Origin of the sequence: Pedobacter kyonggii, assembly GCF_004310665.1 — a bacterium.
GTDB lineage: Bacteria > Bacteroidota > Bacteroidia > Sphingobacteriales > Sphingobacteriaceae > Pedobacter > Pedobacter kyonggii.
The window spans coordinates 41,729-67,749 of record NZ_SIXF01000003.1; the positions used below are offsets into that span (position 1 = coordinate 41,729).

A 26,021-nucleotide genomic window follows, 5' to 3' on the forward strand; every position below is an offset into this window, starting at 1 on the left:
AATTAAAGCCAGTTAATATTAAAAGGTAACATTAATTCTTAAATGTTAAACACCTGTAGTTTTTTCACAAATCTTTCCTGCTGGTACCAATCGTTATAAACCAATTCTACTTGTTTCACCTCAAAAGTGCCAAAATCAAAATCCCTGTACTTTTCGATAAGACCAAGCAAAGCGTCTACATGGATTAACTCAGATCTGAAACGGATCACTGTAGCGTGGGCGGTTTGGATGGCATAACGTTTATCGATGCTTTGTTGCAGATCTGAATTTTTAAAGCCTGCTCGCAAATCATCTCTGATTTCGTTTAAGGTATCAGTTAAAAAACCTTGAACTAAAATGCAGGATGGCGATGCCGTAAGTCCTTTAAACTGAATCTTGAAACGCTTATGTCTGGCTAAAACCTGTTGGATGAGCTTAATGTAATCCTCAACATGGATATCCTTTAAATCAAAGCCCTCATAACAGGAAATGATAGACATTAAGGTGATGTGTATGTCGGTATTCCGGTAATAATATTGAGCAGGTTCAATTGCTTTTGCTTCAGCTAAAAATTGCTGGATTTTACCTTTCGTTGCAGCATCTGGTCTGATCACTAAGGTAAATCCAAAACGCTGATCATTGTCTGAATCGATTAAATGATCTGTTTCATAATTTCCGGCAGATATCTTTGCGACTGATTCGGTATAAAGTTTATGGTAATGCTCGGCTAAATTCATTTTTTGTACACAAAAAGAAAGCGTATCACCGATACAGGATTGTCATCCTGAGCCTGTCGAAGGATCTACTTAGATTTGTAGTAAAGCGTTTCGACAGGCTCTCCGTAGGAGTCCTTTGGACAACGTGACAGATTGAGGGAAAATTAACTTTATGATCCCCCAAATATTATACTTAGATACCCTTAGGCACCTAACGTGGTCAAAATTATGCCAACAAAGTTTTCCAGCTTACTGCCGAACCTATAATGTTTCCTAAATCGGCAATGGCTACACGTTCTTGCTCCATACTATCGCGATGGCGGATGGTAACGGTGTTATCTTCCAAACTCTGATGATCAACAGTGATACAGAAAGGTGTGCCAACGGCATCCTGGCGGCGGTAACGTTTACCGATAGCATCTTTTTCTTCATAAATACAGTTGAAATCAAATTTCAAGGTATCCATAATCTCACGGGCCTTTTCAGGTAAACCATCTTTTTTGGTTAATGGGAAAACAGCCACTTTGTACGGAGCCAAAGCTGGATGTAAACGCAATAACGTACGGCTATCCTGTTTATCATCGGTGCTTAAATCTTGCTCTTCAAAAGCATTAATCATCGTTAACAAGAACATACGGTCTAAACCGATCGAAGTTTCGATAACATAAGGAACGTAGTTGCCATAAGGTTTACCTTCTTCATTTAAATCGTTATCGAAATATTGCATTTTCTTGCCAGAGTATTCCTGGTGTTGTGTTAAATCGAAATCGGTACGGCTATGGATACCTTCAACCTCTTTAAATCCGAACGGGAATTCGAATTCAATATCAGTCGCCGCATTGGCATAGTGTGCTAATTTTACGTGGTCATGGTAACGGTATTTTTCGGGCGAAGTACCTAGAGCTTTATGCCATTTTAAACGTGCTTCTTTCCAATATTCAAACCATTTTTTGTCTTCACCCGGGCGAACAAAAAATTGCATTTCCATTTGCTCAAATTCGCGCATACGCATAATAAACTGGCGGGCAATTACTTCATTTCTGAAAGCCTTACCAATCTGCGCAATACCGAAAGGAATTTTCATCCTTCCTGATTTTTGAACATTTAAAAAGTTTACGAAAATACCCTGTGCTGTTTCCGGACGAAGATAAACTTCATCGCTACCTTCAGCCATTGCACCAAATTGAGTACTGAACATCAGATTAAACTGGCGAACATCAGTCCAGTTAGAAGTTTTAGAAATCGGGCAGATTACTTTGTAATCAACAATTAAATCTTTTAGCTGTGCTAAATTTTCAGATTTAAGCGCAAGGTTCATTTCGACCTCAAGCGTTAAACCCTTTTTAACAAATCTCCAGCTCGCTTCCTCAACAAAAGGATATTTTGCGTGATCTAAAATCGTTTCCTCATCTTTAAATGTTGGCACCCAGCTCGCCTGGCCCTCATCACTTAAACCCAATATTTCTTGTTGAAATGCCTCGAATTTTGCTTTGTTTTCTGCACTGAAATTGGCCAGTTCCGAATATAGCTCATCAATTTTATTCTCTAATAACTGATCGGCACGGTAACGTTTTTTAGAATCTTTGTTGTCGATCATTGGATCGTTAAAACCATCAACGTGTCCGCTGGCTTTCCAAACCTTAGGGTGCATAAAAATTGCAGAATCAATCCCTACAATATTTTCATGCATTTGTACCATGGCTTTCCACCAATAGGTTTTAATGTTGTTTTTTAATTCAGCACCCAATTGGCCGTAATCGTAAACGGCACTTAAGCCATCATATATTTCGCTGCTCTGGAATACAAAACCGTATTCTTTAGCGTGTGATATTACATTTTTAAATTGTTCGTCGTTATTCTTTTGAGCCATAATGCAGCAAAGATAATAAAAAGGCGGAGGGTTTAAAGGTATAAGGCTGAAGGTTTTTGATCAATGGTAAAGGAACTGCGGATTTTAGAATTTCTGCACTTAACTTAGGTGCTATAAGGTGTCTTAGGTGGTCGGAAACAGACGAAAGGTGTCTTACCTGGCTGCATATCCGTCCTTAAATTCTTATATGGTTCAAAATAATTAGGAAAGCAATTGCAGTGCTAATCGGTTTAATCAGTCCCTGCTTTCTGCTTTACTTTGTTACACTCGTGCTCGTTGCAATCAGGTTTGGGTGGCCAACATGGTAAAAATATTAATGTTTTAATTTTGTGGTATATAAAAAAATAGGTGTTGCTAAACTTTAGCAACGCCTATTTCAATTTTAGAAAATAATTAGGTTTTTGTTGGCTTAAATGCTGATGTCCCTTTCCTCTTCAACACTTAATACGCCATCGATTTTTTTGATATCTGCAATTTTATGATTGCCCGGAACAATTACGATTACACCAATTGAATCTAAGGTTTCTACATCTTTAACACCAATTTCCTTCAGCTCTTTTGCCACTGAATCCATTGCGCTATCTTTTACAGATATTAACCATTTTGTTTTCATCTTATTATTCTTTCTATTGGACCAATTGGATCGATAGGGAATTTCGGATTAACTAAAATCGGAAATTTATCAATTGGGTATTTTATCAATCTTGTTTTTGTAGGCGCTTGTACCAATCCTGCACCTACATCTCTACCAGGTAAAGGTAAGGTTTTTGCAGTTGAGGTTAATTTTCTCCATAAATTAATCCCTCTCAAACCCGATGCCTGTGCCCATAGTGCAGCAATACCAGCAACATGTGGGGTTGCCATACTGGTTCCATTCCAGCTTGCATACTTGGTAGGCAGTTTTGTAGAAGAATACACGTTAACACCCGGAGCAGCAATATCTATAGCACCATAAGTTGGGTAAAGACCTCCGTTAGAAAAAGCGGCTACGTTCATATTTACATCTACAGCACCCACGGCCATTATTGATGGGCAATTTGCAGGGTGCATTACCTGTCTAACAGTACCTGGCCTCGCCGAATCGTTTCCTGCAGCAGCAATAATTAAAGTGCCTTGTGCTAAAGCACGGGCGGCAGCGGTTTCAAAAACAGCAGAATAGCCTGCTCCGGTTACAAAGCCCCTTAACGACATGCTTACCACATCACAACGGTTGGCAATTGCCCAGTTAATGCCGGCAAGAATGCCCCCATCTCCACCAGAACCACCATTGCTTAAAACTTTTCCAATATAAATACTGGCGGCATAAGCAATACCGTATCTTTCTGTTGCCGATGGCGAACTAGAAGGACCACAGGCAGTGCCCGTACAGTGTGTGCCGTGGCCATGTCCATCCTGTGTGCTTTCTCCGCTAATAAAACTTTGATGAACAACAGGACGGCCAGCAAAATCAGGGTGATGGAAATCGAATCCTGTATCCAATATGGCAACTTTAATGCCTGCACCATTGTATGGGTTGTATCTTAAAAAGCTGGTTGGTACAACATTGGTTGCTTTTAATCCCCAGGTAGCGCCAACAGACTCTACTTCCGATTCTTGCTCTTCATAGTTGTAATCTTCTGTTTCGGTTCCAACCAATACATTGGTCATTTGGTTTACCGCATCTCTGTACCCCTCTACATAATTTTGGGTACTTTCATCCAGCATTCCAATAGCATAAACTACCCTTTCCTTTTCTACAATCATTTCGCTTTCGCCTAAACTGCTGATCGAATTTTCAATTTTTGGTTTTTCGTTTACGATAGCGATACCCAGCTTATCTAGTACAATACCATCGGTTTTAGCGAGGTCTTTATCTGTGAAAAACTCGTTTTCAAATTCTAAAGAGCTTTTTAAGTTCAATCCGCTAATAGAATTGATCTGGTTAATAGAATCGGAGGTGTTGGATCCTTCTGGTAGTAGTACAAGGTATCTTCCTGTGTACTCTACTTTTTCTTCTTTTTTCAAGGTTTTTGACATGGTTTTAAGGTTTTAGGTTTTGCCTACTCTATTCAGGATTTTCGGCTTGTTCCTTTGTGTTAAACAATATCCAAAATTGAAATAGTTACAGCGGAAAAATGGTAGGTAAAACACTAAAAACCAGTGGTAAAAGCAACAAAATAAAAAGCAGTAAAAACAACAATAAAATATGGGGTTTTCCCCATATTTTATCTATAAAAGTTTTATCACATTTGGGAATAAAAGTTAACTTTAATTAAAACTCAAAAATTATGGAAATGCAACATCTACCTAGCTATGCTATCGTATTTTTATGTGGGGTACTAGTATGTTATCTGTTACTAAAACTAATCGATCTTATGAAAACAAATGAAAGGCGGGGGCATCCAAATACCATGGATCCGGCAATAATTCAACAAATGGTAGATGGTTACCGGAATAACCATTTAGCTGCAATTAATAAACTATTGGGAATAAACGATGCTCATTCTGTTTCTTTCGGTTTAAAAACCTTGAAAAAATTTATTGCCGATATCGAATTTTTCAGCAAAAAAGTAGATCCGCGCATTGCTGATGGAGCATTGGGTATCCGTTTCTATTACGCTGCTTATCCAAAAGAGAACGAATGGAATGGTTTTGAGGATGAAAAATCGATAGAAAAAAATTATGCTCAAAAACATACACTTGTTATGATCCCTACTTTAAGGAAGAAGAGCAGTGATGGAAGTTACCAGGATTATGACTTTAATCCTTTAGACCGTGCTACTTTTCCGTTAAAAGAAAGAGAAAAAGAGCAACCAATTACCTTAATGGCCATGAGTTCGGATAGTAGTGATAGCCAATCGCGTGAGGTAATGGCTCAAAATCACGGGCAGCTTATTCCACCAGCTGATTCAGCTATGCAGAACTATTAATGCACTATTTTGATGAGCGATTCTCAACAATTTCTAAGTGACAGTTTTCTCTGGATTGAAGGAGGGGCTGCGCTGATAGCGCTATACTACTTTAAACGATTAAAGGAGCAACATTGGAGATATTTTATCTATTATCTGATCATTATTTTTATTTGTGAAGTTATTGGGAAATGGGGAGGACAGTATATTAATTTTTCAAAAACAAAATATTACAATTACATTATTATCCCCTTCCAGTTTATATTTTTTTACTGGTTATACGGTGCAAAATCTTTTAATAATAAAACGTTATTTTGGACTATTACTGCGCTATACATAGTCTCATTTATATTCAGCGCACTTTACTTTAAAGAAAGAAGAATAATATTTTCATTTAACTATACTTTTGGATGCCTTATTTTAATGGTTTTGGTTGTAATGGAATACTATAAACAAATTACGTCTTCAGATATCATTAATTTTAATAAAAATAGAATGTTCTATATTAATTTAGGTGTCACCTTATTCTATATTGGCACCCTTCCTTTTTTAACATTTTATTCGCTTTTGAGGGTTTATACTCAAATTTGGAACATTTATTTTGATTATTTTTTGATTTCTAATATTGTAATGTATGTATTATTCTCAATTTCATTCATATGGGGAAAACAGAACTCTTAATTACCATTATCCTTTTTAACTTGTTTTTTGTGCTCTTTGTAGTAGCCATTATGGTTTATATCAAAAAATATAAAGAACGGAAACGAGAATACCTGAATGAGATTAAAATCACCAACGAAATACATCAAAAAGAACTTTTAACTACGCAGTTAGAAATACAACAGGCCACCATGCAACAGATTGGCCGCGAATTACACGATAATATCGGACAAAAATTAACATTGGTGAGCCTTTATACCCAGCAATTGGTACACGAAAATAAGGTGCCTCAGGCAAGTAAAAGAATTGAGCAGATTTATCAGATCATTAATTCATCGTTGCAAGACTTGAGGAGTTTGTCGAAAAACTTAACGAACGATAATATAAGTGAAAATGAAATTGTAACTTTAATACAGGAAGAAGTGAACAACCTCAATGCTTTGAAAAAATGTAAGGTAACCTTTCAATGCAATTTCGAAAGTATAGATCTGGAGTTTGTGAAAAAGAATGTACTATTAAGGGTAACCCAAGAATTTCTTCAAAACAGCTTAAAACATGCATATTGCAGCAACATCAAAATCCAATTAAATTCTTCTCCTAAAGTGTTTTTAGCATTAAAAATAGAGGATGATGGAGTAGGATTTGATTATGGTAAAATCACTTCTGACGGTATAGGATTAAAAAACATGAAAAAAAGAGCCGAAATTATCGGTGGACAATTTAATTTAGAAAGCAAACCCGATTTAGGCACTACACTTACTATTATTTTAAATGGCCCGGCATGAAAAAAACTATAGTTATTGTTGATGATCATATCCTGATTGCAAAAGCACTTCAAGGTATTATAGATAATTTTGCAGCCTTTGAGGTAATGTATGTTTGTGAAAATGGAAAAGAGCTGATTAAAAACTTCGAAAACAGCAATAAAATCCCCGATATTTTACTTTTAGATATTAGCATGCCCATTATGGATGGTTTTGAAACTGTAACCTGGGTAACTGCGCATCATCCGGAGGTAAAAGTAATGGCCCTGAGTATGCAGGGCGAAGAAAAAAGTGTGATTAAAATGGTTAGCAACGGTGCCAAAGGCTACCTGTTAAAAAATGCACATCCGGTAGAGCTCGAAAACGCGCTTACTAAATTGAATATCAACGGATTTTTTTATCCCGATTGGGCATCGAAAATTATTTTCTCCAGCCTGAATAAGACAAAAGATGCAGAAATCAAAATTTCAGACCGGGAAAAAGAGTTTTTAAAATACACCGTTACCGAGCTTAATTATAAAGAAATAGCCGATAAAATGTTCTGCAGCCCGAGAACTGTTGAAAGCTATCGCGATCAGTTATGTGAAAAACTCGAACTTAAAACCCGGGTAGGATTGGCTGTTTTTGCCATCAAAAATGGATTTGCTTAGCAAGCTGGTTAACTGTTTAAATTGTAAAACTGGTTAATTGAGGTTTAGGAACTGCATTACAGTTAACTGATTTCAACAATTAACCAATTAACCTTACTTTTGAAGCATGAAATTCCATCATTTGCTATTTTTGGTCATGGTTGCAGTTTTTACCTCATGCAAACCAGAAGAAAAAAGCCATCAATATATTAAGTTTAGCACACCCAAGGAGTTATATCAATTCTTAAAATGGTCGCCAGAAAACCGTTTTCCATTAGTCAGTGCCCATCGTGGAGGTCCAATGCCTGGTTTTCCTGAAAACTGCATCGAAACTTTCGATAATGCCACAACTTATAATCCAGTGATTATCGAATTCGACATTGCTTACAGTAAAGACTCGGTTATGATGATTATGCACGATGATCGGCTCGATCGCACTTCGACAGGAAAAGGACCGATTGGCAATTATACTTATGAAGAACTGAAGGCTTTTAATCTTAAAGACGATGAGGGAAAAGAAACAAAATTTAAAATCCCGTCTTTAGATAGTGTATTAAGCTGGAGCAAAGGAAAAGTTTTATTAACCATCGATTTGAAAAAGGGTGTTTCTTATGCCAAAGTGATCGAAAAGGTAAGACAATATAAAGTAGAAAGTAATTCAATAATCATTACCTATACGGCCAACCAGGCTAAGGAGGTACATCAGTTGGCACCCGAACTTATGATTTCAGCTTCAGTTCAAAAGAAAGCCGAATTAAAACGGTTAAATAGTTTGGGTATTCCCAATAACCGTATTGTAGCTTTTGTTGGTGTTTCTGCTCCAGAAAAAGAATTGTACCAATACCTGCACAACAAAGGCATTACCACTATTTTAGGTACCATGGGGAATATTGATAAAAGCGCCATCGCCAGTCCGGTAAAAAATGTTTATTATCATTTGGTTAACAATGGTGCAGATATTTTATCTAGTGATAATTTACCACAGGCATCAGAAGAACTGGATAAGTTTAGGTATAATAAAAAATTAAGTTCAGCGCATATTAATTAACCACAGATGGAAAGGATGAACACAGATCGGTTTAACCAATTATGAAATCTGTGTTTATCTGTGCAAATCTGTGGTAAAAAACACAAAATGAGCATTTCAGTTAAAAATCTTTCTAAACATTACGATAAGCAAAGGGCGGTTGATTCGATTAGCTTTGAAGCCAGGCCAGGTCGTATTTTGGGTTTTCTTGGCCCTAATGGAGCTGGTAAATCTACCACCATGCGTATGCTTACCGGTTATTTAGAGCCTACATCTGGTGAGGCTGAAATTTCTGGTAAAAGCATTTTTTCTGATGCCATTGAAGCTAAAAAGCATATTGGCTACCTCCCTGAAAATACGCCGCTTTATGCTGATATGTATGTAAAGGAGTTTTTAAATTTTGTTGGCCAAACTTATAAGCTTAACAATTTACCTGCACGGATTGATGAAGTCATCAAAATGGTAGGTTTAACACCAGAGCAGCATAAAAAAATCGGTATGTTATCCAAAGGGTACCGCCAGAGGGTGGGCCTGGCACAGGCCATTATCCATAATCCAGCGGTTTTAATTTTAGATGAGCCCACTTCTGGTTTAGATCCAAATCAATTGGTTGACATCAGGCAGCTGATCAAAACATTAGGTGCAGCTAAAACGGTTGTCATTTCTACACACATCATGCAAGAGGTTGAAGCCATTTGTGATGACATTATCATTATTAGCAAAGGTAAAATCGTAGCGAAAGATTCGCTCGAAGGCTTGAAAAAAATGCATCAACAACAATCATTAGAAGATATTTTTAGAAAACTTACTGCTTAATTCATGTTTCGCCCAAAAATAAAAAACGCCTTAATAACCCTTCTATTTTTAACACCTGTTATATTGAAAGCCCAAAACACCACTAATATTGGTATTGGTGCTGAAATAGGTTTACCATCTGGAAACTTCGTTAATTTATCTGGAATAGGTTTGGGTGCATCAATAAAGGCTGATTTTCCAATAGCCTCAGATTTTGCCATATCCTTAAATGGAGGTTTTATGAATTTTTTTGGTAAACGCAACCAGTTTCTTAAAGTTCAGGATTTAACTTATATACCCGCTAAAGCTGGCTTGAAGTATCAGATGGGAGAAAGCTTTTACGCAGAAGGGCAGTTAGGTGCAGCATTGCCATTAAATAACGGACAAAAAACTTTATTTGTTTGGTCGCCTGGCATTGGAAATCTGTTTAAACTATCTGGAGAAAATAAACTGGATTTAGGTATAAGATATGAAGCGTGGACGGGCAAAAATGAGTTTTCTGATTTAAATAAAATAAACACCAAAGGTTTTGTTGGAATCAGATTTGCGTATATGTTTGGATTATAGCTAATAATTACGAGGCCAAATTTTGTTTTTAATTCAATTAATTCAGATAAACATACAATGATTTATGCCTTTTTATATTGATTACAACTTTTTGGAATAAAATAGATTGTTTATAATCATCAGTAAATCAGTATCTTGTGTATTTGTTTTTAGTTTATTTATTTTATTGTAACGTTTCTGGCATAATGCTTGTCTAAATGCAACAAATAATTAACGAACAATAAATAAAAATCACATGAAAAAAGTATTACTTTCTTTATTAATGGTTGCAGGCCTGGGCTTTGCAGCTTCAGCTCAAACAGAAGGAGCAGTTCAAAAACTAAGCATTGGCGCTGAATTTGGTTTACCGACAGAAAAAAATTCAAATACCTTAATCGTAGGCGGTTCATTGCAGTACGAGCATCCAGTGGCTAAAGATTTAAATTTAACTGGTTCTGCTGGTTATTTATCATTAATGGCTACAGGAGATGCCAAAGATTTTCTGAAAGCTCTTGGGCAAAAAACCAGTTATGGTGTTATTCCATTAAAAGCGGGTGCCAAATATTATTTTGGTGGTAATTTTTATGGTGCTGGTGAACTAGGTGCAGCAATTAGCACTGAAACAGGTGGTAGCACTTTGTTTGCATTTGCACCAACTTTAGGCGCATCATTTTCTGTTGCCGATAAATCTAGTTTAGATTTCGGTTTACGTTACGAAAATTGGTCTGGAAATGGCGGTTCTACAGGCTTTATCGGCTTGCGTGCTGCATTCGCATTCGGTTTGTAATAAATAACATAATTCATTCAAAAGCCTCCAAGAAATTGGGGGCTTTTTTTGTAAACAATGATTCTATTGGGAATCGAATCCTTGTTTAAATTTAATTGTAATTATTGCTGATCCTATAATACATTCATTTAATCAATTCCTTTTAAATTTGCAGGAATAAATGGTTAACTTCGGCGTTTTAATAGCACATGTACGCAGTTTTTAAACGCGAGTTATTCAGTTTCTTAAGTTCGATGGTTGCTTATATTACCATTGGCATTTTTCTGTTGGTTTCTGGCCTGTTACTTTGGTTTTTTCCGGATACCTCGATACTTGATTATGGTTATGCCGAACTTGATGGTTTTTTCAGTTTGGTTCCTTATCTTTTCATGTTTCTTATTCCAGCCATTACCATGCGCTCTTTTGCCGAAGAACGGAGAGAAGGAACGTACGAACTTTTAATCACGCGGCCGATCCAAATCTGGCAAATTATTGTGGCAAAATATTTAGCGAGCTTAGTTCTGGTACTTTTTGCCCTAATCCCAACCTTAATTTATTACTATAGCATTTCAAAGCTAGGCTTTCCTGAAGGGAATATCGATTCAGGATCCGTTATTGGCTCTTATATCGGTTTATTTTTATTGGGCGCGGCCTTTACATCCATGGGCATTTTCTCATCGGCATTGACTAAAAATCAGGTGATTGCTTTTGTGATCAGCGCTGCTTTATGTGCATTCGCTTTTTTAGGTTTCGATTACAGCAGTCAGCTTGCTGCATTTCAAAGTATCGGTAATATTATCAGCAGTTTAGGGATTAATCAACATTATACTTCGATAAGCCGCGGTGTTTTAGACACCAGAGATCTCATTTACTTTATTACTTTTTCCGTGCTGTTTTTATTGGTCACCAAAATGATAATGGGAGGGAAACGATAATGAAGCTGAAGAATAAATGGGTTAATCTTACCATCATTATAGCCGCACTAATTATTTTAAATGTTGTGGGGCAGTATGCTTTTCATCGTTTTGATTTTACTGCTGATAAACGTTTTACTTTAAGTGATAAAACGAAATCTCTATTAGAGCAAAATAAAAAAACGGTAATTATTACTGTATTTTTAGCGGGAGAGCTACCCTCTGCTTTTAAACGGCTGCAGGCTGCGGTATCTGATATTTTATCTGATTACCAAGCTTATGCCAAGGCAGAGGTTAAGGTGGTTTTTGTTGACCCGATAGCAGGGCTTAATCAGGCCGATCAAGATACAGTGATCAATAATTTGTACGAAAGAGGAATAGAAGCCACCAATTTAAGTATTAAAACTGAAAGTGGATTAACGCAGAAACTCGTATTTCCGATGGCTATGATGGAAAGCGAAGGGAAGGAATTCCCCATTAAACTCTTTCAAAATTTAGATACCCGCGGAAATTACGAAGACAATATAAACCGTTCTATTGAAAATCTGGAGTATATTTTTACTTCGAGCTTAAAGAAAGTACTTTCGGGTGAAAACCCCCGGATCGGTTTTTCGGAATCAAATGGCGAACTTTCCGATTTACAACTGGCTGATGCCATTCACACCCTATCGAGCAGTTATCTGGTTGGCCGTATTGATCTAAATAGTATTGATAAAGCAGGGCTTGATAAATTAAAAATGTTGATCATCGCCAAACCCACAAAAACTTTTACAGAAACCGAGAAATACAAAATCAATTATTTCGTAATGAACGGTGGGCGGGTACTTTGGAGTATCGATCAGGTAAATGCCGAATTGGATAGCTTGCGCGGAAAAAGTGGACAGATGGCCGTTAACAGTAATTTGAACCTGGATGATATGCTTTTTATGTACGGTGCAAGGATTAATTATAATATTATTGCCGATCCGGCAAACAGTGCCGAAATTCCCATTTCTACAGGTGTTGTAGGCGGGCAGAACCAGATGCAATTGGTGCCCTGGATTTATTATCCGATTTTATTGCCCGATACGGTAGAAAGCGTTGTGAAAAAGTTGGATGGTGTAAAATCTGAATTTCCAAGTACAGTAGATACTATTGGTGTTAAAGGCGTAAAAAAATCCTATATTTTAGCTACATCTCCCTATAATAAAGTGTATAATGTACCGAAATTGTTTAGCTTGCAAATGGTAAGCGAACAGTTAGATCCACGATCTTTCCGAAGTAAACCACAGCACGTTGGTTTAATGTTGGAAGGTAATTTTCCATCGGTTTTTGCTGGGCGACCTTTACCGGCTACCATTACACAGCCTTATACCCTAGAAAGTACAGGCAAGCCGGCTAAAATGATTGTGATTGGAGATGGCGATATTTTTAAAAACCAGGTATCGGAGCAAAATGGAACACCCTTTCCCTTAGGTTTCGACCGTTATTCGCAGCGTACTTTTGGTAATAAGGCCTTATTGCTCAATATTGTTGATTATTTTACGGATAACGACAACTTAATTGCGTTACGAAATAAAGAAGTAAAAATTAGATTGTTGGATAAAGCCAAAATTAAGCTCGAAAAAACGAAATGGCAATTTATAAATGTGGTAGCACCCTTGCTATTGTTAATATTCTTTGCGATTTTTCAACATTATCACCGCAAATACAAGTACGCTAAATAATTTTTATATTTTTGAAGAAGACTAAATAATATCATGAGATTTATTGTATCCACATCAACTCTATTAAAACACTTACAAACCGTAAATGGTGCATCAAGCAGCAGTACGGTTTTGCCTATATTAGAAAATTTTCTCTTCGAAATTAAAGATGGAAACTTAACTATCTCTGCTACCGATCTGCAAACTAGCATGACAACTGCTTTGGCTGTAGAATCAAAGGAAGAAGGTAAAGTGGCTGTTCCATCTAAAATTTTATTAGATACGCTTAAAACATTGCCAGATCAGCCCATCGCATTTAATATCGATGATAGTACTTTTGCGATCGAGATCAGTGCCGGAGATGGTAAGTATAAATTAAGTGGTGAAAATGGTGATGATTTTCCGAAGATTCCCGTAGTAGAAAACGCATCTTCTGTAAATTTACCTGCATCTGTTTTAACTGAAGCCATTACAAAAACTATTTTTGCAGTAAGTAACGATGAGTTGCGCCCGGCGATGACAGGTGTATTCTGTCAGTTATCTCCTCAGCACATCACTTTTGTAGCTACCGATGCACATAAACTGGTAAGGTATCGCCGTATGGATAGCAAAGCAGATAAAGCAACCTCATTTATTCTTCCTAAAAAAGCTTTGACGCTTTTAAAAGCAGCTTTACCTTCAACTGATATTAATGTATCAGTTGATTATAATGCAACAAGTGCTTTCTTTAAGTTCGAAAATATCAATTTAGTGTGTCGTTTAATAGACGAGCGCTATCCAGATTATGAGGCGGTAATTCCAACAAATAATCCTAACAAGCTAATTATCGATAGAAGTTTGTTTTTAAATACACTTCGTAGGGTTGTAATTTTTGCGAATAAAACGACACATCAGGTAAGACTGAAAATTAGCGGAAGTGAATTAAATATCTCGTCTGAAGATTTAGATTTTGCTAACGAAGCACACGAGCGTTTAAGTTGCCAATATGACGGCGAAGACCTAGAAATAGGCTTTAATGCACGCTTTTTGATCGAAATGTTGAGTAATTTGAGCGGTGATGAAGTTACTCTAGAACTTTCAACACCGAATAGAGCAGGGCTTTTAATTCCACAAACCAATGATGAAAATGAAGATGTTTTAATGTTGGTGATGCCTGTTATGCTAAATAATAGTTATTAAGAAAAAACTAATTTATTAGTTTTATTAACAAAATGGCTTGGTTTTTGACCGAGCCATTTTTGTTTATAATCAACTAACACAACCAATGAAAATCTATAACAATCTCTCGAAATCACTGATTTTGCTCACCCTCTTATGTAATATAGGTCTATCATCCTGTAAAAAGGAAAATCCAGATGAAGTTGTAAAAGGCCAGGCGAAGGTAAAAATGGTCAATGCATCGCAGGCCGATATACATCAGGATGTTTATTTGGATAATGAAAAACTAACCACTGTTGCTTTGGCCTTTGGCGAAACCAGCGACTATGTAAAAATACCTTCTGGTAATAGAAACGTTTCTTATGCTGGCACAAATAATACAACTACTGATACCTCTTTAAACTTTACGCCGTCTATTACTTACACTACTTTTTTGGTTACCAATAAAAAAGGAGAGATGGAAATAGTGAGTTATGAAGATAATTTAAGTAATACCGAGTCAGATAAAGCTAAAATTAAATTGATTAATCTTACTCCTAATTTTGCCACTGGCATAAACGTTATGGTACAGGGCGGTACCCAGTTTGTTAATGGACTGGCTTTTAAAGAAGCATCTAACTATTTTGCAGTAGATACAGGATTCAATTTAAGATATTCGGTAGTAGGCTCTGGTAGCGTTAAAACTATTGATAAAACGAGTTTAAAAGGAGGTAAAATTTATACGATTTGGTTTAGTGGTAGTACTGCTGCAACATTAGAAGCGCATATCATTACCGATAATTAATTTCAAAGTTTAATATGCTTTCTGCTATCTTTACGTTTTATTAGCATTAGCGATTAATTATGAAAAACAAAGTATTGTTTCCTAAAATATTTCTTCTTCTTATACTTGCGGTTTTAATCAGCTCATGCATCAAAAATGACAATTTAATTGAAGGTGATGCTAAAGTGCGGTTTTTTCAAGCCGCTTCAACTGATACAACCCAAACTTTCTATTTAAATGGGATACAAATAGGAACACCAGTTGCTCACGGTACAAATACAAGTTATGTAGTCGTTGCTGGCGATTCTGCTTATAATATAGCCTCGCGAAATATAAATACTGGTGTTGATGTAGCTTCATTAGGAGAGCAAACATTTAAAATCGGGCAGAATTATTCTGTTTTTTATTATAAAGAAAAAACTGGCGATCCTGCAAAGTTGAAAGTTTACACTGATGATGTAAGACCAGATCTTGATTCAGCCAAACTAACTTTTTTAAACCTTGGTTACACATTAGGTTCGAGTGTTATAATTACAGATAGTACTAATACAACAAATCCTGTAGAATCTACAATTGAGTATGGAGCGATTAAAACTTTAAAGGTTAAAGTTAATAAAAATATGAAATTTGCCTTTAAATTAACTAGCCCTACTGCAACAAACCCACCGCCTGTGGTATCACGCTTAGATTCTCTTAATATTAATAATGGTAGAGTTTACCTTATATTACTTGATGGTGATAAAAAGGGAGAGCTTAAAAATCGAATCATTTCTGCTAACTAATTTTATTGCATTTTACTAGCATTTAATCCCTTTGATATTCATACTTTTGCCCAAAATTAGATAAATGGAACTACTACAGCAGCTCATAGATTTTATTCTTCATATAGATGTACATTTAGCTGAAATTGTTAACGAATACCGTACCTGGACTTACCTCATTTTATTCCTGATCATTTTTGCCGAAACCGGTTTTGTGGTAACACCGTTCCTGCCTGGCGATTCATTGCTTTTTGCAATGGGCGCTTTAATTGCTGGCGAACATGAAACTGGTTTAAATATCTGGATCATGCTCATTATTTTAACAGTAGCTGCAATTTTGGGAAATACAGTTAACTATAAACTCGGGAGTGTTTTAGGTGCAGGTGTATTTAAAGAAAAAAATAAGATTTTGAAGCTTAAATATTATCATCAATCTCACGAGTTTTTTGAGAAACATGGTGGTAAGGCCATTATGTTAAGCAGGTTTCTTCCAATTTTCAGAACCATTGCTCCATTTGTAGCTGGAATAGCCAAAATGCCTTTCGGTCGTTTTACCTATTATAACATTATTGGTGGAGTAGCCTGGATATTTGCATTATTGTTAGGCGGTTATCTATTAGGTCAAATCCCTGTAATTAAAAACAACTTCGAACTGGTAATTATTTTTATTGCTGTGGTAACTTTTGTTCCCGCCATCTGGGCAGCCATTAGGAGCCGTTTTCAGCCTAAAAAGATTGAGGCAATTATTGAAGGAGAAGATACAAAGGCATAATTATAGTTCCCTACCAATTAGGGAACCATTTTGATAATTCTTTTCTACCTTATCACTTTCTATTTTCTCATCAGGTAATAACGCTGTTTTAATCAGGTTTTTAAGCACTGGCTGACCTGCATCAACCCAGGCAGAATACCAGAATGATCCCGTTTTTAATATGGCAGCACGCATTTGCTTTTCTACCATGTTATTCATTTTAGTATGATAGGCTTTTGAATAGGCCATGGAGTATTGTTTGAGGATGGTATTATTCCTTTCGGAAAAGCTATACTTTTTGTCGGAAGGGAATGAAGCGCTCAGTTCAGCTTCGAAAGTTAATACAGTATCAACCAAACTGTGCGTGTGTTTAAGAATTTTCCAAATTTCTTGCAATGGGTTTTCAATATAATCTGCTTTGCCAACAACAAAATTATAATTGGTCGAAAACAGTTCGGGTAAACGGCTTTCCCAAAAAGCATGGATACCAACCTGATTGGTGAGTTGCCCATTATGGTTGGCGGTAGTATGTAAAGGAACATGTGCATCACCAATGTAATGGCCCAGGTCTGCAGAATATTTCAAAATCTTTACCGAATCATGCATTTTAAAGGCTTTAACTAAACCATAATAGCTACGCTGTATTTGCCAGGGGATAATACCATCGGTGTTCAATTTTTTTTGGCCATATTTAGCTAGGGCGTCATCCCATTTTTCGGGAATACTATCGATATTTTTCTCATAGTTCTCTACATCGAGGTAATGCCGTGGTGCTTCGAGTGTATCAGCATACCTGCGTTTATCTGGGTCAACAGCATGTTCGGTAATGTATTTGATATTCTTTTTGTAGAAACCGATCATGTCAGAAGGCAAAGTGAAAACAGCAAGGTTGTTTATCCTTTGATGTGCAAAGAAGCCCCAAGAGGTACAAAGAAATATAGGGATGATTAACGCGGTTAAAATCGTTAATCTTTTCATATCCTAAGATAAAAAAAATATTTATTATTTGTCCTGATTTTATCTTAAGTTAATTTCATCCCGATAGATATTGAAAATTTCTGATCCGATGTTATTTAACTTTTCACTGAAGGGCTCAAATCCATGATCTGTAATATAATTTCTTTCCTTTTCAGTAATGGGCACCATCCATAATATATTCACCTGACTATCACGGTAATTTTCAAGCCATATATCGGGTAAGTGATTCAAATGCTTCACCAGTACTACCGATGTCATTTTTGTGCGTTCAAGAATATTAAAAGTAACGGTGTGGCCGTTCCCAAGCCAGGAAATTCTCTTCCACGGAATGCCTGCTTGCCCACTGATCCAACTCCCAATAAGGTTAAGTTCTGCCTGAGACAAACCTGTATTTAAGAGCAAGCCCAATTCTATTCTATTTACCTCATTAGGGTCTTCGCTATACATTTCAGCCACTGGCATGGGTAGTAACGATAGTCCGACAGTCACAAATACATCCTTAATCTCTCCTTTCTTCAAAAATAAGCCTCTTGGCGGCCATTCGTTTCCATCTATTGCAAAATATTGATCACTTTTACCTAAATTATCTTCATATTGCTGGAGCAACTGAGGTTGAATTATCTGAAAAGGATTAACTTCCAGATCCCATAATTGCCAATATTCTTTTGCTTTTCTAACCCTTTCTAACAAAATATTAGAAGATTTAAGTTCCCAGCAATATTCTCCTTCGGCTACGCAGTCTCTGGCATAACCTGAGAAACCATTCATGCCAGCCCAGGATGGGATGATGGCAATAACCTCTCCCTTTTCCATTAAAGTAGCACCATCACCTTCCTCAAACCAGACAATTTCTAAATCATCTGCTTGCAGAGGTGTTTGTCCTTCAGGGAACCTGCAGTATGCTTTGATTAACATTGGCGGGATCCCTTCTTCCATCTGTTTTAAATCTGCATTTATCGGGGCTTCATCCAGATTTCTGATCCAGCAGGCTTTAACCCCGAAATCGGAATCTTCATCACCCCACAAATAAAAATAAGCAACTTGATTATCCTGCTCCACAATAGCGGTAATCGGACAAGCTGGACTTCTCAATTCCATGAGTACTTCTGGTTTTTCCCTTTTAGGAGCGTCTGAACCAAATAACTTTTTTAATAAACTCATCTGATCATCTTAATTTTAAGAGTTAAAAAAACAATTTATAGATATGTTAATCCAATCAGTTTAGACTTAAAGCTAAACCTTAAGCAATGCATAACTTTTCTATTTCAAGTTTTATGCCAATGCTAAAGATCATCTGGTCTCATTTATTTCTGCAGGGCTTTTCTAACGGCGGGCGCAATCTGATCTCCGAAGAGTTCTATCGATTTCATCATTGCGGCGTGAGATGGACCTCCTACATCCATGTGTGCAGAGAAACGTGTTAAGCCAAAGGTTTCTTCCATAGCCAAAATTTTGTCTACCGATTCGTTTACATCGCCAATAATTAAAGCGCCGCTACTGCTTCGGCCAGCGTCGAACTGATCGCGTTGATAAGGTGCCCAACCACGTGATTTACCGATCCTGTTCATTTGAGCAGAATAAAGTGGGTAATAGTAATCTGCAACTTCACCACTGTTTTCGCCAAATAAAGCGTGCATATGCACACCTACTTCAAATTTACTCATGTCGTGCCCATAAGCTTCGTAAACTCTTTTGTAGTAATCGAAAAGCGGCTTAAACTGTATCGGCTGACCACCAATGATGGCAAACATTACAGGTAAACCTAATCTGCCGGCACGTTCTACTGATTCTGGTGTTCCACCAACCGCCACCCATATTTTTAAATTGTCGTTTACAGCTCTTGGTAATATTTCCTGGTTATTCAGTTCTGGTCTGAATTTACCCTTCCAGCTGATTTTGGGCTCCTTGTTTATTTTAAGGAGCAATGCTAACTTCTCTTCATAAAGTTCGTCGTAATCTTGTAGGTTATAACCAAACAGCGGAAACGATTCGATAAAACTTCCACGGCCAGCCATTAATTCGGCCCTGCCATTCGAAATTAAATCTATTGTGGCAAAATTTTGATATAGTTTAACCGGATCGGATGAACTTAAAACTGAAACTGCACTGCTTAATTTAATGTTTTTGGTTACTGTAGCTGCCGCGGCCAATATGATTTCGGGGCTCGATACGGCGTAATCAGGGCGATGGTGTTCGCCAATGCCATAGAAATCTAAACCAACTTCGTCCATTAGTTTTATTTCTGCTATAATTTCCTGAAGTCTTTGTTGAGCGGGTTGAATTTTTCCTTTTGCATTAATCTGCAAATCGCCAAACATACCAATACCTAATTCCATAATGTTAAAATAATTTTAACAAAGTTAATGGATACACAGGGAGTAGTTTTTGATGTATGGTAAGAAAAGAAGGATATTAAACATTTAGTTATGCATCCTGCAACCTGAGTTTTTTTATGCTGGCCTGAGTTTGCTAAACCCGATTATAGCGAGCATCCCGATCTTTTCATCGGGATAAAGCGGTAAGCGGGGCTTTCGGAGCCGATAAGTATTGGCATTGCTTTCCAAAAAAATCGGAATGAAGATCGTAAGCAAATTTGAACCATATAAGGAACATAAGATCATATCAGTTTATACCTGGAAAGATTCTGAAACAATTTCATAATGAGTTGTTTATAGAATCAAGTTCAGGATGAGGCAGCTGAGTTAAATCGGCAACTGCTAACTAAAAACTGCCAATTGCCCACTGAAAGCTACTCGATCTTCTTACCTTTCATTGCCGTAGAAATCGCTGCATCCATTACACGCTCGGCAAAAGGACGGGTAAATTCATTCAGCTCGTCTGCTTTCTTTAAAATAGTATCTTTTTCTTGAGTAGCTAAAGCCGTTTTAAGTGCTTCGATGTGTACTTTGGTATCTGAAATTTCTGCTTCGGTTAAATGCTCGGCATGTTTTTCGATAAAACGCTCGGCAGTATAAAGCAATTGTTCGCCTTCGCTTCTTGCTTCAATAAGCATACGTTGTTCAACATCACTTTTAGCATGTTCTATGCTATCAAGCAGCATTTTCTCTACTGTATCATCACTTAAGCCATAACTTGGTGTAATTTCTATCTCTTGTTTAACGCCAGAACGTAACTCTATCGCCTGAACGGTTAAAATTCCATCGGCATTCAGTAAAAAATTGATATCTACTTTTGGCAAACCCGCAGGCATCGCAGGAATTCCCTTTAAGTCGAACTCAGCCAATTTTCTGTTTTCTTTCACTAAATCGCGCTCGCCCTGATAAACAGAGATTTTCATATTTACCTGTCCATCTATAGAAGTGGTGTATTGGCGGCCGGCTTTAGTAGGTACTTTGCTGTTGCGCGTAATAATTACATCCATTAAACCGCCCATGGTTTCGATGCCCAAAGAAAGTGGCGTTACATCTAACAACAAGATGTCAGAACGGTTTCCTGCCAAAACATCGGCCTGAATGGCTGCACCAAGTGCAACTACTTCATCAGGATTGATATTATCCTGCGGTTTTTTACCAAAGAAATTTTCTACAGCCTGTTTTACATATGGTGTACGGGTAGAACCTCCTACTAAAATTACTTCATCAATATCGCTGGCAGATAGATCTGCATCCTTTAATGCATTTTTACAAGCGGTGATGGTTTCTTCAACCTTTTCTGAAATTAACTGCTCAAAAGTTTGTTTATCAAGCGTACACCAGATCTCACCAATCTGTTCGTTATATAGATTTTGGGTAGAGAGCGCTTTTTTAGCAGCCTCAGCCTGTAGGCGTAAGGTCTGCATTAGAATATTATCCTGAGCAACTACCGCTACATCAAGGTTGTTTTTCTCCAGCCAATAGTTTAAAATGGCACGATCGAAATCATCACCACCTAAATAAGTATTTCCGTTTGTGGCCAAAACCTCGAAAATTCCATTCTGGATCTGTAGAATAGAAACATCAAATGTTCCTCCTCCCAAGTCGTAAACCGCAATGGTTTTTTGTTGCGATGGATCTAAGCCAATTCCGTAAGCCAAACTTGCTGCGGTAGGTTCATTTACAATACGCATCACATCTAAACCGGCCAGTTTTCCGGCATCTCGGGTAGCCTGTCGCTGACTATCGTTAAAATATGCCGGAACAGTGATTACTGCTCTGTTAACCGGAGTTTTTAACGCGTGCTCTGCTCTTGCTTTAAGCTCTTTCAAAATTTCCCCCGATAATTCGATCGGCGTGTAGAAACGGTCGCCAGCATGGATTTTCACCAAAGCATCGCTATCATCGTCTATAATTTTGTAAGAAAAAATAGCTGCGTGTTCAGCTACATCTTTGTAAGACCGGCCAAGTAGTCTTTTAACTGAAAAAATGGTGTTTGAAGGATCAGTGGTTAAATATTCTTTAGCCTCGTTACCTACAACGGCTTCATTCTGGCCATTAAAGTATACCACCGATGGTACCAATATTCCTTTACCTGCATCGTTAATTACCTGCGGATTCTTATCTGGATTGATAAACGCCACCAAACTATTGGTTGTACCTAAATCTATTCCTACTATAATTTCTTCCTTTTGAAACGAACCTGTAGCAAGGTTAATTGATATTTTTGCCATGGCTGCAAATTTACAATAATGTTGTGCTAAAATTGTTGTTAAGTTGTAAGTTTTAGATGAAAAAAGTCCGAGGTCGGAGGTCTGAAAGCCGGGAGTTTTATTGATATTACTATATCTTCGGACCTCGGACTCCCGACCTCGGACTCCCGACTTCGGACTAAAGACTCTGGACTATCTCTTATTCTTCTCTTCAATCCACAACGACATATATTTGGTGCTCTGTGCCGTATGGTGATTTAATACCTGTCCGAAAAAGTTATTTTGTCGGTGTGCAGTTAAATCTGAAGCTAATTTCTCAGTTTTTTGTATGAACTGATCAGCAAAATGTTTTGCCGAATACCTTTGGTTAATAATCTGTACGCCATTTTGCTGCGCAATTTGCCAGGCATTTTTATCCTGATAGAGTTTTACGGCTTCATCAATAAATAATTCTAAATTATCTTCAATGCTACCGTTCCAATCTAAATTGCCTTTCATGGCTTCTGCACCAACGGATGTTGTAACTGAGGGCGTACCCATTCGCATGGCATCAATAAATTTACCTTTTACACCTGCACCGAACTGAATAGGGGCAAGTAATATCCGATGTTGAGCAATGGTTTCCTGAGCATCTAAAGCTCTTCCTTTAATTAAGAATTTTTCGTTTTTGTTATCCAACTGCAGTACTTTTTGCGAAGCATAAGATCCAAATATATTCAAGTTTGCATTTGGAACCCTTTTTCTGAGTACTGGCCAGATCTTAGTTTTTAAAACCTGAACGGTATTCCAGTTGGGCTCATGAAGGAAATTGCCAATGAAAACAAAATCTGCCCGATCCTCAAAGGGAATCCATTTTTCGACAACCTGCAGATCGATTTCTTCTTCGAGAAAAGGTAAATAATAAATCAGCGAAGGATCAATTTTGAATTGATTTTTCAATATATCCATCTCCACTTCCGAAATCATCATAGATAAATCGCAGCGCAAAATTGATGCAATTTCTCTTTTGGCAGTATCGGAAAATAAATCTAAAACTTGTTTTTTCTTGTCGCTTTGTTGGCGCGCGCTTCTCAGACAATGTAAATCTTCGGTATCTAAAATCCTAAGTGCATTAGGGCATTCCTGCTGAACCCGCCAACCATATTGTTCTTCTACCATAAAGCGGTCGAACAGTACTATTTCTGGATTTAATTCTTTCAGAAATACGTTAAAACTTTGGTCGTTTAGTTTGATTTGTTGCTCAACAACACTAGTCTTACTAAAATCATAACTGAAATCGCTTTTTGAGGCTGCCGATGAAAATGTGATCTGATAACCTTTCGAAAGAAATAAATCAACCAATTGGATCATCCTCGTACCCGCTGCTGATGAAGTGGGTTCGGGCCAGACAAATCCAATAATTAATAATTTCTTAGCGCTTTTATTCATTTACCTGCAAAATAAGTTCTTTTTTTTGGCTCCCGCAGATAAATGTGATTTTCACAGGATGAAATGTAAATCTGCATAATCTTTTAAATGTGTTGGGGATATTAAACGTATCTTAAATATTCTTAATTTTGCAGCTCAATTACAAGCACTACATGTTAGGATTAAAATTGTTGACAGACCCACGTTGGGCAAATATTGCGGAATCTAATTTAGAAGAAATTTTATCTGACCATGCCTGGTGCGAACAAAAGGCGGCAACCAATGCCATTACTTTAATTACTCAAAATTCAGAACATCAGGATCTTGTAGATGAATTAACAGCGATTGCCATTGAAGAAATGCAGCATTTTCAGATGGTAATTGAAATTATAAAAAAACGGGGTTATACTTTAAGTCGCGAGCGGAAAGATGACTATGTTGGCCGTTTGGTGAAATTTAGCAAAAAAGACGGAAGCCGAAATATGGCTTTTATTGATAGGTTATTGTTTGCGGCAATGATTGAAGCCAGAAGTTGCGAACGTTTTAGGGTACTTTCGTTAAATATAAAAGATCAGGAACTGGCCAGGTTTTATCATGAGTTAATGGTTTCGGAAGCTGGACATTATACTACATTTTTAAATTTTGCGCGTAAATACAGTACCGATGTTGATGTAGATAAACGCTGGAAAGAATGGTTAGATTTTGAAGGGGAATTGATTCAGAGTTTTGGAACGAAAGAAGCGATACACGGATAGTCAGAAGTCGGATGTCCGAAAGTCGGAAGTTTTTAGCGCATAACTTCTACTCATTATCTTCGGACTTCGGTCTTCCTTACTTCAGACTTATGGATATTCCACAGCCAAATTACAATATCCTGATAACTATCGATTCCTTTTTTCTGATTGTTCAGTTTTAAGAAGCTATCGAATGCGGCATCCATATAACCGAACATATCGCCATTGTATTTTCGCCAGAATTCTTTTTCGGTTCTAAAATCGGCTAAAACCTGTGGTAAGAGTTTCAAATAAAGTAATTTATAATCATCAGGAGATTTCATTCTGATCTCAAATAAAATATACCGTAACATTTCATAATTGGCCGAATATTGATAATTTACATCAATACTGTTGCTTGCCGTGAGATAACCCAAAAGATTGGCTTCGTCTTCATAAGCGATGCCCAATTGATGGCCTATTTCGTGGCAGCTTACATAGGGTTTAACGAAATCTGGTAAATTCATATTCATATTGGCTTCACCAGAAAGCGGGGCGTAATAGCCTTCGATGCCAATTTTACTGATCAGCCATGAATTTAAAACAGATTTTAAGCAAGGGTTTTGATATTGGAATAATTTATTTTTTCGCGACATAAGCAAATAGGCTTCTGCCGATTTTGATTCCAGTTCTTTGATTGTGTAAGCTGGAATTTTGCCTTGCTTCAGTTTTAGATTATTGGTTTTTTGGATGAAATAATCGCCAAGAACCACTAATTCTTTAACGTTATATTTTTCATTGCCAATACCCAGTTCTTCACTAATGCTTGGCCGGCTGTAATTTAGACCCCATACAGTTTTGAAAATGATATAGAGCAGCAGGAAGAAGTTGAGGACCTGTAAAGGAACAAGAATTCTATCCTGTCTTTTTAGCGATTTTCGTTGTTTATAAAATCTAACGATCTTATAAAGTACAAAACCAATCAATAAGGCGTAAATGATATCGCCAATGGCAAAAGGAAAAATAGATGATATAAATCTTAATATTGAAGAAATATAAAGATAAAAGCCTGTTGAATAATATTTTTGAACAAGGGTTGGGAAGAAGCCGAAGATATAAATAATTAGGGCGATGACCAATATAGCAGCAGCTTTTATAAGATTTTTTTTTATTGAGGGCATTATTTGTAATGGCCTTTCAGCGAATAAATATAGAGAACATCCTCTATCACTTCATAAATAATTCTATGTTCATCGTTAATTCGTCTAGACCATTTCCCGGAAAATTCATATTTGAGTGGCTCTGGCTTACCTATCCCACTATATGGCTCTTCAATAATAGCTAATATCAATTGTTCAATTTTCTTTTGTATAGCCTTGTTTCCAGATTTCTTCCAAAATTTGATATCTAATAAAGAATCGTCAACATATTGAATCTCCATCGGATTATTTCCATAAATCTTCAATAGCTATCTTAACACCTTTGCCAGCTTTTACCTGTTCTTGGCCTCGTTTTATTTTAGCTATAAATTCTGGGTTATACGGACTTTCTTCTGTTTCAAAATCAATCTTCAAAACTTTCATAACTGCTTTTAAAGCTGTTGATTGTTCTTCGTTTTTTGGATGTACGATTAGTGTTTCCATGTTATTTCATTGTGATAAAACAA

The 26,021-nt window shown here is 36.9% G+C and carries 26 protein-coding genes; 14 read left to right on the forward strand and 12 right to left on the reverse strand.

The window, feature by feature from the left end; translation table 11 throughout:
• Positions 1 to 38 precede the first annotated feature (38 nt).
• The 4 genes from EYS08_RS04500 to EYS08_RS04515 form a co-directional block, all read right to left on the reverse strand.
• Positions 39 to 716, reverse strand: coding sequence for a 2'-5' RNA ligase family protein (locus tag EYS08_RS04500; RefSeq protein WP_131028664.1), 678 nt, complete (start codon positions 714 to 716; stop codon positions 39 to 41).
• A 205-nt stretch (positions 717 to 921) separates the two neighbouring features.
• Positions 922 to 2,565 (reverse strand): glycine--tRNA ligase, encoded by a 1,644-nt coding sequence (locus tag EYS08_RS04505; protein WP_131028665.1) that lies wholly within the window; start codon positions 2,563 to 2,565, stop codon positions 922 to 924.
• A gap of 409 nt (positions 2,566 to 2,974) precedes the next feature.
• On the reverse strand, positions 2,975 to 3,178 hold the full coding sequence (locus tag EYS08_RS04510; protein ID WP_131028666.1) for a hypothetical protein: 204 nt from the start codon (positions 3,176 to 3,178) through the stop codon (positions 2,975 to 2,977).
• Positions 3,175 to 4,581, reverse strand: a complete 1,407-nt coding sequence (locus EYS08_RS04515; protein ID WP_131028667.1) for a S8 family peptidase — start codon at positions 4,579 to 4,581, stop codon at positions 3,175 to 3,177. Before EYS08_RS04515 ends, EYS08_RS04510 begins: the two co-directional genes overlap by 4 nt.
• Positions 4,582 to 4,919: 338 nt before the next feature.
• Here EYS08_RS04515 and EYS08_RS04520 point away from each other — a divergent pair, with 338 nt between their 5' ends.
• The 13 genes from EYS08_RS04520 (at position 4,920) to EYS08_RS04585 (ending at position 16,693) form a co-directional block, all read left to right on the forward strand.
• Positions 4,920 to 5,474, forward strand: a complete 555-nt coding sequence (locus tag EYS08_RS04520) for a hypothetical protein (RefSeq protein WP_131028668.1) — start codon at positions 4,920 to 4,922, stop codon at positions 5,472 to 5,474.
• A 638-nt stretch (positions 5,475 to 6,112) separates the two neighbouring features.
• Positions 6,113 to 6,898 (forward strand): sensor histidine kinase, encoded by a 786-nt coding sequence (locus EYS08_RS04530; protein WP_131028670.1) that lies wholly within the window; start codon positions 6,113 to 6,115, stop codon positions 6,896 to 6,898.
• Positions 6,895 to 7,527 carry a response regulator transcription factor gene (locus EYS08_RS04535; protein WP_029275396.1) on the forward strand — a complete coding sequence of 211 codons (633 nt, stop codon included), beginning with the start codon at positions 6,895 to 6,897 and terminating at the stop codon, positions 7,525 to 7,527. Before EYS08_RS04530 ends, EYS08_RS04535 begins: the two co-directional genes overlap by 4 nt.
• A gap of 106 nt (positions 7,528 to 7,633) precedes the next feature.
• Positions 7,634 to 8,554, forward strand: a complete 921-nt coding sequence (locus EYS08_RS04540; protein WP_131028671.1) for a glycerophosphodiester phosphodiesterase family protein — start codon at positions 7,634 to 7,636, stop codon at positions 8,552 to 8,554.
• Positions 8,555 to 8,641: 87 nt separating this feature from the next.
• Positions 8,642 to 9,349: an ATP-binding cassette domain-containing protein gene (locus tag EYS08_RS04545; protein ID WP_131028672.1), complete on the forward strand. Its 708-nt coding sequence runs from the start codon at positions 8,642 to 8,644 to the stop codon at positions 9,347 to 9,349.
• 63 nt (positions 9,350 to 9,412) lie between these two features.
• Entirely contained in the window at positions 9,413 to 9,895 is a 483-nt protein-coding gene (locus EYS08_RS04550; RefSeq protein WP_131028673.1) for a hypothetical protein, read from the forward strand.
• A gap of 235 nt (positions 9,896 to 10,130) precedes the next feature.
• On the forward strand, positions 10,131 to 10,661 hold the full coding sequence (locus tag EYS08_RS04555; protein ID WP_131028674.1) for a hypothetical protein: 531 nt from the start codon (positions 10,131 to 10,133) through the stop codon (positions 10,659 to 10,661).
• Positions 10,662 to 10,849: 188 nt separating this feature from the next.
• A complete protein-coding gene (gldF, locus tag EYS08_RS04560) occupies positions 10,850 to 11,575 on the forward strand; it encodes a gliding motility-associated ABC transporter permease subunit GldF (RefSeq protein ID WP_131028675.1) in 726 nt (241 codons plus the stop codon).
• Entirely contained in the window at positions 11,575 to 13,260 is a 1,686-nt protein-coding gene (gene gldG / locus EYS08_RS04565) for a gliding motility-associated ABC transporter substrate-binding protein GldG (RefSeq protein WP_131028676.1), read from the forward strand. The genes gldF and gldG overlap by 1 nt, the downstream gene beginning before the upstream one ends.
• Before the next feature lie 33 nt (positions 13,261 to 13,293).
• Positions 13,294 to 14,418, forward strand: a complete 1,125-nt coding sequence (gene dnaN, locus EYS08_RS04570) for a DNA polymerase III subunit beta (RefSeq protein ID WP_086545224.1) — start codon at positions 13,294 to 13,296, stop codon at positions 14,416 to 14,418.
• An 85-nt stretch (positions 14,419 to 14,503) separates the two neighbouring features.
• Entirely contained in the window at positions 14,504 to 15,181 is a 678-nt protein-coding gene (locus EYS08_RS04575) for a DUF4397 domain-containing protein (protein WP_131028677.1), read from the forward strand.
• 59 nt (positions 15,182 to 15,240) lie between these two features.
• Positions 15,241 to 15,942: a DUF4397 domain-containing protein gene (locus EYS08_RS04580; RefSeq protein ID WP_131028678.1), complete on the forward strand. Its 702-nt coding sequence runs from the start codon at positions 15,241 to 15,243 to the stop codon at positions 15,940 to 15,942.
• A 64-nt stretch (positions 15,943 to 16,006) separates the two neighbouring features.
• Positions 16,007 to 16,693, forward strand: a complete 687-nt coding sequence (locus tag EYS08_RS04585; protein WP_131028679.1) for a DedA family protein — start codon at positions 16,007 to 16,009, stop codon at positions 16,691 to 16,693.
• On the opposite strand, the gene EYS08_RS04590 is transcribed toward EYS08_RS04585, so the two are convergent.
• From EYS08_RS04590 to EYS08_RS04610, 5 genes are all read right to left on the reverse strand, one after another.
• Positions 16,694 to 17,650, reverse strand: coding sequence for a zinc dependent phospholipase C family protein (locus tag EYS08_RS04590; protein ID WP_131028680.1), 957 nt, complete (start codon positions 17,648 to 17,650; stop codon positions 16,694 to 16,696).
• A gap of 39 nt (positions 17,651 to 17,689) precedes the next feature.
• Positions 17,690 to 18,811 carry a suppressor of fused domain protein gene (locus EYS08_RS04595; RefSeq protein WP_131028681.1) on the reverse strand — a complete coding sequence of 374 codons (1,122 nt, stop codon included), beginning with the start codon at positions 18,809 to 18,811 and terminating at the stop codon, positions 17,690 to 17,692.
• 143 nt (positions 18,812 to 18,954) lie between these two features.
• Positions 18,955 to 19,986, reverse strand: coding sequence for an LLM class flavin-dependent oxidoreductase (locus EYS08_RS04600; protein WP_131028682.1), 1,032 nt, complete (start codon positions 19,984 to 19,986; stop codon positions 18,955 to 18,957).
• A 413-nt stretch (positions 19,987 to 20,399) separates the two neighbouring features.
• Positions 20,400 to 22,256 (reverse strand): molecular chaperone DnaK, encoded by a 1,857-nt coding sequence (gene dnaK / locus EYS08_RS04605; protein ID WP_131028683.1) that lies wholly within the window; start codon positions 22,254 to 22,256, stop codon positions 20,400 to 20,402.
• A gap of 171 nt (positions 22,257 to 22,427) precedes the next feature.
• Positions 22,428 to 23,663 carry a glycosyltransferase gene (locus EYS08_RS04610; protein ID WP_131028684.1) on the reverse strand — a complete coding sequence of 412 codons (1,236 nt, stop codon included), beginning with the start codon at positions 23,661 to 23,663 and terminating at the stop codon, positions 22,428 to 22,430.
• Positions 23,664 to 23,815: 152 nt separating this feature from the next.
• On the opposite strand from EYS08_RS04610, the gene miaE reads away from it, so the two are divergent.
• Complete coding sequence (gene miaE / locus EYS08_RS04615) at positions 23,816 to 24,397, forward strand: tRNA-(ms[2]io[6]A)-hydroxylase (protein WP_131028685.1); 582 nt, start codon at positions 23,816 to 23,818, stop codon at positions 24,395 to 24,397.
• A 53-nt stretch (positions 24,398 to 24,450) separates the two neighbouring features.
• Here the strand turns inward: miaE and EYS08_RS04620 are convergent, their stop codons facing one another.
• From EYS08_RS04620 to EYS08_RS04630, 3 genes are read right to left on the reverse strand one after another with little or no spacing between them, the layout of a single operon-like run.
• A complete protein-coding gene (locus tag EYS08_RS04620; RefSeq protein ID WP_131028686.1) occupies positions 24,451 to 25,536 on the reverse strand; it encodes a DUF3810 domain-containing protein in 1,086 nt (361 codons plus the stop codon).
• Positions 25,536 to 25,796, reverse strand: coding sequence for a Txe/YoeB family addiction module toxin (locus tag EYS08_RS04625; RefSeq protein ID WP_116249917.1), 261 nt, complete (start codon positions 25,794 to 25,796; stop codon positions 25,536 to 25,538). The genes EYS08_RS04620 and EYS08_RS04625 overlap by 1 nt, the downstream gene beginning before the upstream one ends.
• A 4-nt stretch (positions 25,797 to 25,800) precedes the next feature.
• On the reverse strand, positions 25,801 to 25,998 hold the full coding sequence (locus tag EYS08_RS04630; RefSeq protein WP_131028687.1) for a DUF2683 family protein: 198 nt from the start codon (positions 25,996 to 25,998) through the stop codon (positions 25,801 to 25,803).
• Positions 25,999 to 26,021 lie beyond the last annotated feature (23 nt).